The organism is Streptomyces bobili, assembly GCF_002154575.1.
GTDB classification, from domain to species: Bacteria; Actinomycetota; Actinomycetes; order Streptomycetales; family Streptomycetaceae; genus Streptomyces; species Streptomyces bobili.
The window spans coordinates 1-11,112 of sequence record NZ_MUBA01000505.1; the positions used below are offsets into that span (position 1 = coordinate 1).

Sequence of the window (11,112 nt, forward strand, 5' to 3'; positions counted from 1 at the left end):
CTCGTCAACAACGCCGGTACGGGCACCATGACGCGCTTCCTCGACCTGGAGCCGGACGAGGTGCGGCGGGTCCTGGACGTCGACCTGATCGGCCCGTTCCTGTGCGGGCAGAAGGCGGCCCGGCACATGATCCGGCAGGGCGACGGCGGCCGGATCGTCAACGTCACCTCCGTCCACGAGCACCAGCCGCGCGTGGGCGCCGCCCCGTACTGCGCCGCCAAGGGCGGCCTGGGCCTGCTCACCCAGGTCATGGCCCTCGAACTCGCCGAGTACGGCATCACCGTCAACGCCGTCGCGCCCGGCGAGATCGCCACCCCCATGACCGGGCAGGAGGACATCGACCCGCACACCGAGAGCCGCCCCGGTATCCCGCTGGGCCGCCCCGGCGACGCCCGCGAGGTAGCCGCCGTCATCGCCTTCCTCGCCGGTCCGGACGCCGGTTACGTCACCGGCGCCTCCTGGAGCGTCGACGGCGGCATGCTCAGGATGGGCCCGCAGGCCGGATCGCATCTCGCCGGCGACGACTGGCGCAGGCCCTGAACGGCCGGCCGTGAGACTGCGGACCAGTTCCTGCGACGGCCCCGGCCTCACCCGCGTGCCCCACGGCCGGGGCTTCCGCTACCGCGACCAGCACGGCCAACCCCTCACCGACCCCGAGCAGCTCGCCAGGATCCGCGCCCTGACCATCCCGCCCGCCTGGCGCGACGTATGGATCTGCCCCTGGCCCAACGGCCACCTCCAGGCCGTCGGCACCGACGACGCGGGACGCCGCCAGTACCTCTACCACGAGCGCTTCCGCGCCCAGCAGGAGCAGGCCAAGCACGCGCACGTCCGCGAGGTCGCCCTCGCCCTGCCCGAACTGCGGGCACGGGTCCGCGCCGACCTCGCCGGTCGCGGCCTGAGCCGGAGCCGCGTCACCGCGTGCGCCGTACGCCTGCTGGACCTCGGCTTCTTCCGCATCGGCAGCGACCGCCACACCAAGGTGAGCGAGACCTACGGGCTGACGACGATGCTGCGCGAGCACGTCACGTGCGGGCGCGGCGAGCTGGAGTTCTGCTTCCCGGCGAAGGGCGGCACGGAGCTGGTCCGGGCACTCGTGGACGAGCAGGCCCATGCCGTGGTCCGCGCCCTGCTGCGGCGCCGCCGCGGCGGGGAACGACTGCTGGTCTTCTGGGAACGGGGCGCCTGGCACGACCTGCGCGGCGCCGATCTCAACGACGCGCTGCGCCGGCTGGCCGGGACCGAGGTCACCGCCAAGGACTTCCGCACCTGGCATGCCACCGTGCTCGCCGCGGTGGCCCTCGCCGTCACCACCAAGGAGGCCCGCGCCACCCCCGCCGCCCGGCGCCGGCAGGCCGCCCGCGCGGCGCGGGAGGTCAGCCGGTACCTCGGCAACACGCCCGCCGTGTGCCGGGCCTCCTACATCGACCCGCGCGTCTTCGAGTTGTTCGACCAGGGCCGGACGATCGCCCCCGCGCTCACCCGGCTGGGCGAACACGGGGTGTTCGGGCGGCCGGCCGCGCAGGGTGCCGTCGAGGCGGCCGTGCTGGACCTGCTCAACGGTGGGAAAGGACGAGCCGACGTCGGAACCGGATGATTCGATGTCGGAATCGGGTGATTCCTTCCTGACCGTCGCGATTTACGCTCTATGACATGACCGAAATCGCGAGCCCCCACATCTCCCGACCGCGGATCACGGTGCTCGGGGTGCAGCCGGGCGAGTCCCCGTTCCGCATCGTGGAAATCGACGGAGAGGTGGTCGGTGAGGCCAGGGCCGTCACCGACGTCCTCGAGACAGCCGCCGCGTTCGGCATCACCGTCCACGACCTCGACGACCCGGACGTGGTCCGCTGGGTGGGCGGCGACCGCTACACCTGGAAACCCCGAGGTCGTTAGCTCCCGCCGCCCGCGCGGTCACGCCCGGCGCTCCCGGGCGTGCACGGCCCGGCCCATCCGCCGGCCCACGAGCAGGTAGCCGACCAGCGCGCCCGCCGTGTTGAGGATGACGTCGTCGACGTCGAAGGCGCGCCCGGTCACCAGCGCGCCCTGGGCGAACTCCACCAGCAGCATCACGCTCGCGGTCAGCAGCAGGACCCGCACCAGTCCGCGCGCCCGAGGCGCGACGACCGGCACCAGCACGCCGAACGGCACCCCGAGCAGCAGGTTCCCGCCGATCTGTTTCACCGCGTCACGCAGTTCCGGCTGGTCCAGATACGCCCGCAGCGACCGGCCGGGCCGCAGGTTGGAGTGCACCAGAGACTCGGAGGCGGGGGAGGGCTCCAGGGTGAGCCGGGCCAGCACGACGGCGAACGCCACCATGAAGGCGAACGCGAACAGCATCGCCAGCAGCCGCAGGGGGAACGGCAGCGGCCGGCGCCCGCCCCGCTCGGAGCCGTCGGCCTTCGTCCGCTCGCGGCCCTTCGCCCGCCTGCCTCCCTTGGAGGGCTCGGCCTCAGCGGGCGGTTCGGGCTCGGCGGTGCGCAGGCGAAGAGCGGCGCGCACGCGCAGTGCGGCGGCACGCGGACGTAGGGCTGCACGGTCCATGCGGTTCTCCAGTCGTCAACTTCCCTGCGTGGTAGGCCGGTTACCCCCGAACAGCGGGAGAACGCGCCGCCCGCGGTCCGGGCACCTCGGGGACCGCATGGCCTGGCTGCCGGCCTGCCCTGGCCCTGCCGGGTGTGCCGGGGCTGTGGGACGCGTACCGTCCGGTCACGCGCCGTCCGGTCACGCGCCGTCCGGTCACGCGCCGTGTGAGGCGGGCGCCGCGGTCGGTCAGGTGCCGTAGGTCACGCGCACCTCCTCGAAGCCGAGGGAGCGCAGCAGTCCCTGGAGCATGGCGGTGGTGTTGGTCTCGGCGCGCGCGGTCAGCTCGCTGTCCTTCGCCGCGTCGCCGATGTGCCGGGCCGCGAGCTTCTGCACGGCCTGCTCGCCGTTGGGGTTGTCGGAGAAGAGGTCGCCGAGCCGGTCCAGGAGACCGCGTTGCTTGGAGACGGCGTAGGAGCGGTCGGGGTCGAGGGCCGGGGTGCCGAGTGCGGCGTGGGGCAGCCGCAGGGCGGCCGACGTGCGGTCGGCGTCGACCGTCACGTCCTTGTCGCCGACCTGACCCAGGTCGACGTAGGCGTCCACGGTGCCCGCCCCGACGTACAGGGTGCGGGTGCCGCGGAGCGCGTCGGGGAGGTATTTGGCGTCCTTCTCCAGGTCGACGACGACCTGGAAGTTGCCGGAGGCGGCCTCGTAGCGGCTCATGTCCTGGATGGACCTGAGGAGTGCGGGCCCCGAACGGTCGTGGGTCTCGGTGCCGAAGAAGTCGCGCAGTCCCGGCAGCAGGCTGAGCCGGATCCCGGCGAACATCACGACGAGTACGACCACGACGGCGGTGAGCACCTTGGCCCAGCCGGGCATGCGCCTGGGGAGGCGCTTGATGGAAGTCGTCATCGACGGCCCTCCTTCCTGAACACCTCTTGCCCGCCAAATCCTGTGACAGGCCCGCTTGTTGAGGAGTTGTGCCGGTGGCCCGCGGGCCGGGGCCGGGCGGCGGGCGCCGCGGACGGCGTACGGGTGAGGGTGACGGGGCGGCTGAGATCGGCCAGCATGGGAGACCCCGCCGGACCAGGGTCATCCGAGGAGCCCTCAGTGCGAGACATCTCCGTGTTCAGCGGCAGCGCCCATCCCGACCTCGCCGCCGAGGTCTGCGCCCACCTCGGCGTGCCCCTCAGCCCGTCCCGGCTCAGCAGGTTCGCCAACGACTGCCTGGAGGTCCAGCTGCAGGCGAACTGCCGGGAACGCGATGTCTTTCTCGTGCAGCCCCTGGTCAAGCCCGTGCAGGAGCATCTCGTGGAGCTGCTGCTGATGTGCGACGCGGCCCGCGGGGCGTCCGCGGGCCGGATCACCGTCGTCATGCCGCACTATTCGTACGCCCGCTCCGACAAGAAGGACGAGCCCCGCATCTCCCTCGGCGGACGGCTGGTCGCCGACCTCATGGCGGCGGCCGGAGTGCACCGGGTCCTCACCATGACCCTGCACTCGCCGCAGGTGCACGGCTTCTTCTCGGTCCCCGTCGACCATCTGCACGCCCGCCGGGAACTCGCCGCCCACTTCCGCCGCTACGACCTCACCCGCACGACCGTCGTCTCACCGGACCTCGGCAACGCCAAGGAGGCCGCCGCGTTCGCCCGGATGCTCGGCGCCCAGGTGGCGGCCGGCGCCAAGCAGCGGTATCCCGACGACCGGGTCAGCATCAACACGGTGATCGGCGAGGTCACAGGACGGGATGTGATCGTCCTGGACGACGAGATCGCCAAGGGCAGCACCGTCCTGGAACTTCTCGACCGGCTCCGGGAGTCGGAGCCCCGGTCGATCCGGGTGGCCTGCACGCACGGACTCTTCGCGGCCGACGCCCTCAAGCGGCTCAGCGAGCAGCCGGACGTCCTGGAGATCGTGTGCACCAACACCGTGCCCGTGGCGGCGGAGGAGCACACCGACAAGCTGCGCGTGCTGTCCATCGCCCCGGCCCTCGCCGAGGCCGTACGGCGTATTCACAACGGTGAGTCGGTCAGCGCGCTGTTCGACGCCGACCGTGCCGGATAGCCCCCGGCCCGGTCTCAGCGGTCGGTCATAACGAGCCGGAGGTGGCCCCCGGCCGATCCAGAGCGTCGTCCAGGCTGGCGGCGGGCGGCAGCAGCCGGGACAGGCCGGTGGCCCGCAGGATGCGCAGGGTCAGCGCGTGGGTGCAGACGAGGTGCAGGTCGCCGCCGTGGTCCAGGACCCGGCCGCGGGCCCGGTAGAGCAGGCGCAGGCCGGAGCAGTCGAAGAACTCGATCCCGCTCAGGTCGAGCACCACGCGCGGGGCGGGACCGGCGGTGGCGCTGTCCAGGTGGGAGCCGATCTCCGTCGCGGCAACGATGTCGATCTCGCCGCGGAACTCCAGCACCGTGTATCCCCGGTCCTCGCGGACGCGCAGATGCGGGGTGTCCGTGGCGGGTTCCTGCTGCACGACGACATCGCCTCCCACACAGCTCCACCGGTCGGGAGCCTCCAACGGCGGGGGCGCGCGCGGCAGTTCCCCACCCCAGCAAGCTACCCCCGATGGAGTGAATTCCAGCATGTTCGATTGACATATGTCTTCGAAATGAGGACGTGTCTCGACCGAGTTTTTTCGTGTCGTGAACGAAGTGGTGAAGAATACCCCGCGGGGGAGGGCCCGTGCGCCGGTGACAGTGTCCACACGCCTACGAAAGGGCCTGCCAGGCCTTGGACAGCGCCAGCCTGAACTGCTCGGCCTGGTGCTCGGTGAGGTCCCGCACCATCCGCTCCTCCAGCTCCCTGACCGGCCCGGCGTGCCGCTCCAGCACCTCCCGCCCCTCGTCGGTGAGCAGGATCAGCAGCTCGCGCCGGTTGCGTGGGTTGCGTTCGCGCCGGATCAGCCCCCGGCTCTCCAGGGAGCGCACCACGTCGGCGATGGACTGGGCGGTGACGAAGGAGTCCCGCGCCAGCTGGGCGGCCGACAGTCCGTCGTGCCGCTCCAGCACGGTGAGCGCCGTGTACTGGAGTGCGGTGATCCTGGACGGCCTGACCAGCTCGTCCAGGTGGGAGCGCACGATCAGCTCCACCTGCTTCACCATGTAGAGCAGGGACGGGGGTGCCTTGGCTGTGTGAGTGCCGACCATGAACCTGAGCCTAGAGCATTGACAGGAAACCTGTCCGTAATGAGACTGCGGACCAACAGGAATCCTGTTTGTTGAACACTTGGCAAACTTAGCGACGATGCTGAGGAGTGGCGATGACCACCTTCGAGACCACCGACCCGACCGGCCCCGGCCGGCTCTTCATCGGGGGGCAGTGGCGCGAAGCCGCCGACGGAGCGCGCACCGAGGTGGTCGACCCGTCCCGTGGCACGGTCCTGACCACCGTCGCCGCGGCCGGCCCCGCCGACGTGGACGCGGCCGTGCGCGCCGCACGGGAGGCCTTCGACTCCGGACCGTGGTCCGGGTTCAGCGGCCGGGATCGGGGCCGTGTCCTGCACCGGGTGGCCGAGCTGATCCGGGCGGAGGCCGACGAGATCGCCCGCCTGGAGAGCCTCGACGTCGGCAAGCCGATCACCCTGGCGCACGCCGTGGACGTCACCAACGCGGCGAACGACTACGAGTACTACGCCGCCCTGGCCCACACCCTGGACGGCTCCACCCGCGACACCCCGCTCAACGCCCTCGCCTACACCCAGCGCGGCCCGATCGGCGTGGTCGCCGCGATCACCCCGTTCAACTTCCCGCTGATCCTGGCCGGCTCGAAGATCGCCCCGGCGCTGGCGGCCGGGAACACGGTCGTCCACAAGCCCGCCGACGAGACCCCGCTCTCCGCCCTCTACATGGCGGGACTGTTCCAGCGGGCGGGCGTCCCCGACGGCGTCGTCAACGTGGTGACCGGCACCGGCCCGGTGGCCGGCGAGGCGCTGCTGCGCCACCCCGGCGTCGACAAGATCGCCTTCACCGGCTCCACCGCGGTCGGCCGGCACGCCGCGAGCGTCGCCGGCGAGAACCTCAAGCCGGTCACCATGGAGCTGGGCGGCAACGCGGCGCACCTCGTCTTCGAGGACGCCGACCTGGAGAAGGCCGTCGGCGCGGTCATCAAGGCGTTCGTCTTCAACACCGGTCAGTTCTGCATGGGAGGCCCGCGCCTGCTGGTGGCCCGCCCGGTCCACGCCACCCTGCTGAAGATCCTCGCCGAGGCCGTCCCCGGCGTCCCGGTCGGCGACCCGAGGCTGCCGGAGACCGTCGTCGGCCCGATGGCGGGGGAGCGGCACCTGCGCAAGGTCGAGGAGTACGTCGCCCTCGCCCGCAAGGAGGGCGCCCGGATCGTCTGCGGCGGCGAACGTCTCGGCCTCGACGGCGGCTACTACTACCGGCCCACCGTGATCGCCGACCTCTCCAACGACTCCCGCGTGATCCAGGAGGAGGTGTTCGGCCCGGTCCTCACCGTCCAGCCCTTCGACAGCGAGGACGAGGCGATCGCCCTCGCCAACTCCACGCCGTACGGCCTCGCCGCCGGCGTGCAGACCGGGAACCTGGCCCGAGCCCACCGGGTCGCCGACCGGCTCCAGGCCGGGATCGTCTGGGTCAACGACTGGGCGATGCTCGACCCCGCCGTCCCCTTCGGCGGCGTCAAGGAGTCCGGCTTCGGGCGCGAGTACGGTCCCGAGGCTCTCGCCTCCTACACCAAGGTCAAGTCCGTCGTCGTCTCGCTCGACTGAGCGCCGTAGCCAAGGAGTTCGCCGCATGTCCCTCATCACGCGCGCGGCCGTCGTCGAGTCCGGCGGAGCGCCCTTCACCCTGTCCGAGGTCGTCCTGGACGATCCCGCCCCGCACGAGGCCGTCGTCCGGCTGGTGGCGGCCGGGCTGTGTCACACCGATCTGAGCGTGGCGAGCGGCGGGCTGCCCTTCCCGCTGCCGGGGGTCCTCGGCCACGAGGGCGCGGGGATCGTCGAGGCGGTCGGGCCGGCCGTCACCGGCGTGGCCCCCGGCGACCACGTCGTGCTGTCCTTCACCTCCTGCGGCGCGTGCCGCGAATGCCACGGCGGACACCCCGCCTACTGCGCGTCCTGGCTGCCGCTGAACCTCCTCGGCGGCCGGCGCGCCGACGGCACCGCCACCGTCAGCCGGGACGGCGTGGCGCTCGGCGGCCACTTCTTCGGCCAGTCCTCCTTCGCCGAACGGGCGTTGGTGGACGAGCGCAGCCTCGTCAAGGTCGACCCCGAGGTGCCGCTCGCCTCGCTCGCCCCGCTGGGCTGCGGAGTGCAGACCGGCGTCGGTGCCGTGTGGAACGTACTGAAGCCGTCGGCCGGCGGCACGGTCGTGGTGCTCGGCGCCGGAGCCGTCGGTCTGTCGGCGGTGATGGCGGCCGTCCTCAGCCCGGCGACCACCGTGGTCGCCGTCGACAGGGTCGCCGAACGCCTCGGCCTGGCCAAGGAGCTGGGCGCCACCCACACCGTGAACGCGGGCGAGGCCGATCTCGGCGCCGCCGTCGCCGAGATCACCGGCGGCCGGGGCGCCGACGGCATCGTGGAGACCACGGGCAGCGTCGCCGTGCTCCGTCAGGGAGTCGACGCGCTCGCCGCCCGCGGCACCCTGGTCGTCGTGGGCGCCCCGCCCTTCGGCACCGAAGTCGCCCTGGACGTCAACGGGTTGCTGAGCGGCAAGCGCATCGTCGGCCTCACCCTCGGCGACAGCGAGACGCAGACCTTCATCCCGGCCCTGGTCCAGCTGGTCAAGGAGGGGCGGCTCCCGCTGCACCGCCTGGTCGGCACCTATCCGTTCCAGGACATCGACCGGGCGGTGCGGGACATGACCGAAGGCCGGACCGTCAAGCCGGTGCTCACCTTCGGGGACTGACGGACCGTCAGTCGACGGTCAGGACCAGCTTCCCGGTGGTCCGGCCGGTGTCGCCGAGCCGGTGCGCCTCGGCGGCATCGGCCAGCGGGAACGTCCCGGCGATCGTGGCGCGCAGGCTGCCCGCCTCGACCAGCTCGGCGATCCGGCGCATCCCGGCCCGGTCGGTGTCCACCAGCATCCGCACCGCGCGCACGCCCAGCGCCTCGGCCTCGTCGAAGAACTTGCGGGAACCGACCGGCAGGATCGACACCACGACGCCACCCGGACGCAGCACCCGCAGCGAACCCGTCGAGGTGCTCCCGCCGATGGTGTCCAGCACCACGTCGATGTCCTTCACGGCCTCGGTGAAGTCGCTCTCCCGGTAGTCGATCACCTCGTCGGCGCCCAGTTCGCGCAGGAAGTCGTGCTTGGCCGCGCTCGCCGTGCCGATCACGTACGCGCCGCGCTCCTTGGCGATCTGCACGGCCACATGCCCGACGCCACCGGCCGCCGCGTGGATCAGCACCCGCTGACCGGGCTGGAGATCGGCGACCTCGCCGAGCGCCTGGAGGGCGGTCAGCGACACCAACGGCAGTGCGGCGGCCTGCACATGGTCGATGGAGGCGGGCTTGTGCCAGAGGGCGCGGACCGGGGCGACGACGTACTCGGCGTGCGAGCCGTGGCCGTGCGGATAGGGCAGCATGCCGAAGACGTCGTCGCCGGGCGCGAAGGCGGCGACGCCGATGCCCACCTTCTCGACCGTGCCGGAGACGTCCCAGCCCAGGGTGAACGGCGGCTTGCCGAGGAAGCCGCCCGAGGCGCGGTGCTTCCAGTCCGTGGGGTTCACGCCGGCGGCGCGCACCCGCACCAGCACCTCGTTGGGGCGCGGCTCGGGCCGCTGCACCGTCTTCACCTCGAGAACCTCGGGTCCCCCGAGGGCATCCTGTCCGATGACGCGCATCGTGCGCTCAGTACTCATGAGGCCACAGCCTGCCAGGGTCCGGGCAACCGGCCAATGGCATGATTGCCACTCTTCGATAGGATCGTGCCATGCGTGGCAAGCAGCGGCATCCCGAACGCGTGGTCGTCCTCGCCCTCGACGGCGTCTATCCCTTCGAACTCGGCATGCCGAGCCGCATCCTCGGCGCGGCGGACGGCTGTTACGAGGTGCTGACCTGCACGGTCGACGGCGCTCCGGTGCACACCGACGCGGACTTCACGGTCGGCGTCGAGCACGGCCCCGAGGTACTGGAGACCGCCGGCACCGTGGTCATCGCCCCGGTGTCCGCCTCGCGGGTCACCGCGGACCTCCCCGACGAGGTCGCCGCCGCCCTCGCCCGCATCCGCCCCGGCACCCGGATCGTGTCCATCTGCACCGGCGCCTTCTTCCTGGCCGCCGCCGGTCTCCTCGACGGCCGCCGGGCCACCACCCACTGGCAGCTCGCCGACGAGTTCCGCCGGATGTTCCCGCACGTCGACCTCGACCCGGACGTCCTGTTCGTCGACGACGACCTGGTGCTGACCTCGGCGGGCGCCGCCTCCGGCGTCGACATCTGCCTCCACCTCATCCGCAAGGACCACGGCAGCGGCCTCGCCAACACGGTGGCCCGCCGCTGTGTCGTCCCGCCCTTCCGGGACGGCGGCCAGGCCCAGTACATCGAACGTCCGGTGCCCGAGGCGGGCGCCACCAGCACGGCCGCCACCCGCGCCTGGGCCCTGCGGCGCCTCGGCGAACCCCTCACCCTCGCCGACCTCGCGGCGCACGCCCGGATGAGCCTGCGCACCTTCGCCCGCCGCTTCCACGACGAGGTGGGCCTCAGCCCCGGCCGCTGGCTGATCCAGCAGCGGGTGGCGCACGCCCGGCACCTGCTGGAGTCCAGCGACCTCACGGTGGACCAGGTCGCCGGCCGGGTCGGCTTCGCCACCGGCGCCTCGCTGCGCCAGCACCTGCACGCGGCGATCGGCGTCTCGCCCCAGGCGTACCGCAAGACGTTCCAGACGGCCCGCTGAACGTTGCGGGCCCCTGCCGCGTCACAGGGGCGCAGGAGTGGCCGGTGGACGGAAAGCAGGGGCGGCAGAATGCGCAGAGGGTTCGTGGCGGTGACGGTACTGGCGGCGGTGGTGGCCGTGGGATGCGGCGCCGACGGCAAGGACGTGGTGGTCGAGGGGACCGCGCCCGCCACCCCGTACAGCGGCCCGCTCGACATCCCCACCGAGGACGTGGACGAGAGCACCGAGCGGGCGCTGCTCGCCGTGACCGGCGCCGCGGGCCGGGCCCTGGAGTGCGACGGGGAGATCTTCGAGGGCAACGGGCCCGACGGCTGGGGCCGCGGCGACGGCGGCGACACCCCGCAGGACGGGCTGCGGCTCTACTTCGACCTCTTCGCACCCGAGGTGCCCCGCTCCGGCTACCGCGTCGAACGCCGGGAGGGGGACCGGGTCCTGTACTCCTTCGACGTCGGCGGCCGGACCAAGGTGGCCGTCGTGGTCGCCCACGACCAGAAGGAACGGCCCGGCTGGGGCCCGGAGACCAACGCCTCCTGCGACCCGGCCGAACTCCCGGCGGAATTCACCGACTCCAGCCGGTACGAGTTCTGGACGGACGTGAAGGGTGAGCGGCAGCCCGTCGCCCGCATCCACAGTTCCGTCGGCCCCGAGCACTGCGACTGGCAGAGCGCCCGCTTCCTGACGCTCGGCCGGGGCGAGCGTCAGGAAGCGGGCGCTCTGCCAGTCGCAGTGCTCGGGGCCG

Annotated in this window: 13 protein-coding genes; 8 read left to right on the plus strand and 5 right to left on the minus strand. The window is 72.4% G+C overall.

Going from position 1 to position 11,112, the window contains the following annotated elements; genetic code table 11:
- The 3 genes from BZL64_RS31685 to BZL64_RS31695 form a co-directional block, all read left to right on the plus strand.
- The coding region (locus tag BZL64_RS31685) for an SDR family oxidoreductase (protein ID WP_086772575.1) at positions 1-540 on the plus strand (540 nt) is incomplete at its 5' end.
- Between the two features lie 10 nt (positions 541-550).
- Positions 551-1,597 (plus strand): DNA topoisomerase IB, encoded by a 1,047-nt coding sequence (locus BZL64_RS31690; protein WP_086772576.1) that lies wholly within the window; start codon positions 551-553, stop codon positions 1,595-1,597.
- A 56-nt stretch (positions 1,598-1,653) separates the two neighbouring features.
- Complete coding sequence (locus BZL64_RS31695) at positions 1,654-1,896, plus strand: hypothetical protein (RefSeq protein WP_086772577.1); 243 nt, start codon at positions 1,654-1,656, stop codon at positions 1,894-1,896.
- 18 nt (positions 1,897-1,914) lie between these two features.
- Here the strand turns inward: BZL64_RS31695 and BZL64_RS31700 are convergent, their stop codons facing one another.
- The gene (locus tag BZL64_RS31700; protein ID WP_167396221.1) at positions 1,915-2,544 is read right to left on the minus strand and encodes a VanZ family protein; all 630 of its coding nucleotides are present in this window, start codon (positions 2,542-2,544) and stop codon (positions 1,915-1,917) included.
- A 228-nt stretch (positions 2,545-2,772) separates the two neighbouring features.
- Entirely contained in the window at positions 2,773-3,435 is a 663-nt protein-coding gene (locus BZL64_RS31705; RefSeq protein ID WP_086772578.1) for a DUF4230 domain-containing protein, read from the minus strand.
- Positions 3,436-3,633: 198 nt separating this feature from the next.
- Between BZL64_RS31705 and BZL64_RS31710 the strand changes: the two genes are divergently transcribed.
- Entirely contained in the window at positions 3,634-4,587 is a 954-nt protein-coding gene (locus BZL64_RS31710) for a ribose-phosphate diphosphokinase (protein WP_086772579.1), read from the plus strand.
- A 25-nt stretch (positions 4,588-4,612) separates the two neighbouring features.
- Here the strand turns inward: BZL64_RS31710 and BZL64_RS31715 are convergent, their stop codons facing one another.
- Positions 4,613-4,993 carry an anti-sigma factor antagonist gene (locus tag BZL64_RS31715; protein WP_244205606.1) on the minus strand — a complete coding sequence of 127 codons (381 nt, stop codon included), beginning with the start codon at positions 4,991-4,993 and terminating at the stop codon, positions 4,613-4,615.
- A 235-nt stretch (positions 4,994-5,228) separates the two neighbouring features.
- Positions 5,229-5,666, minus strand: a complete 438-nt coding sequence (locus tag BZL64_RS31720; protein ID WP_086772581.1) for a MarR family winged helix-turn-helix transcriptional regulator — start codon at positions 5,664-5,666, stop codon at positions 5,229-5,231.
- A 113-nt stretch (positions 5,667-5,779) separates the two neighbouring features.
- On the opposite strand from BZL64_RS31720, the gene BZL64_RS31725 reads away from it, so the two are divergent.
- A complete protein-coding gene (locus BZL64_RS31725; protein ID WP_086772582.1) occupies positions 5,780-7,246 on the plus strand; it encodes an aldehyde dehydrogenase family protein in 1,467 nt (488 codons plus the stop codon).
- Positions 7,247-7,271: 25 nt separating this feature from the next.
- Positions 7,272-8,384, plus strand: coding sequence for an NAD(P)-dependent alcohol dehydrogenase (locus tag BZL64_RS31730; RefSeq protein WP_086772583.1), 1,113 nt, complete (start codon positions 7,272-7,274; stop codon positions 8,382-8,384).
- Between the two features lie 7 nt (positions 8,385-8,391).
- Here BZL64_RS31730 and BZL64_RS31735 read toward each other — a convergent pair whose 3' ends face one another.
- Positions 8,392-9,342 carry an NADP-dependent oxidoreductase gene (locus BZL64_RS31735; protein WP_086772584.1) on the minus strand — a complete coding sequence of 317 codons (951 nt, stop codon included), beginning with the start codon at positions 9,340-9,342 and terminating at the stop codon, positions 8,392-8,394.
- Positions 9,343-9,413: 71 nt separating this feature from the next.
- On the opposite strand from BZL64_RS31735, the gene BZL64_RS31740 reads away from it, so the two are divergent.
- Together BZL64_RS31740 and BZL64_RS31745 are read left to right on the plus strand one after the other, a co-directional pair.
- Entirely contained in the window at positions 9,414-10,373 is a 960-nt protein-coding gene (locus tag BZL64_RS31740; RefSeq protein ID WP_086772585.1) for a GlxA family transcriptional regulator, read from the plus strand.
- Positions 10,374-10,442: 69 nt separating this feature from the next.
- The coding region (locus tag BZL64_RS31745) for a hypothetical protein (RefSeq protein WP_086772586.1) at positions 10,443-11,112 on the plus strand (670 nt) is incomplete at its 3' end.

Coding starts and splice junctions, on each gene's coding strand:
- BZL64_RS31705 (WP_086772578.1), bottom strand. CDS start 3,435: ATGACGACTTCCATCAAGCGCCTCCCCAGGCGCATGCCCGGCTGGGCC.
- BZL64_RS31730 (WP_086772583.1), top strand. CDS start 7,272: ATGTCCCTCATCACGCGCGCGGCCGTCGTCGAGTCCGGCGGAGCGCCC.
- BZL64_RS31695 (WP_086772577.1), top strand. CDS start 1,654: ATGACCGAAATCGCGAGCCCCCACATCTCCCGACCGCGGATCACGGTG.
- BZL64_RS31720 (WP_086772581.1), bottom strand. CDS start 5,666: ATGGTCGGCACTCACACAGCCAAGGCACCCCCGTCCCTGCTCTACATG.
- BZL64_RS31700 (WP_167396221.1), bottom strand. CDS start 2,544: ATGGACCGTGCAGCCCTACGTCCGCGTGCCGCCGCACTGCGCGTGCGC.
- BZL64_RS31740 (WP_086772585.1), top strand. CDS start 9,414: ATGCGTGGCAAGCAGCGGCATCCCGAACGCGTGGTCGTCCTCGCCCTC.
- BZL64_RS31735 (WP_086772584.1), bottom strand. CDS start 9,342: ATGAGTACTGAGCGCACGATGCGCGTCATCGGACAGGATGCCCTCGGG.
- BZL64_RS31725 (WP_086772582.1), top strand. CDS start 5,780: ATGACCACCTTCGAGACCACCGACCCGACCGGCCCCGGCCGGCTCTTC.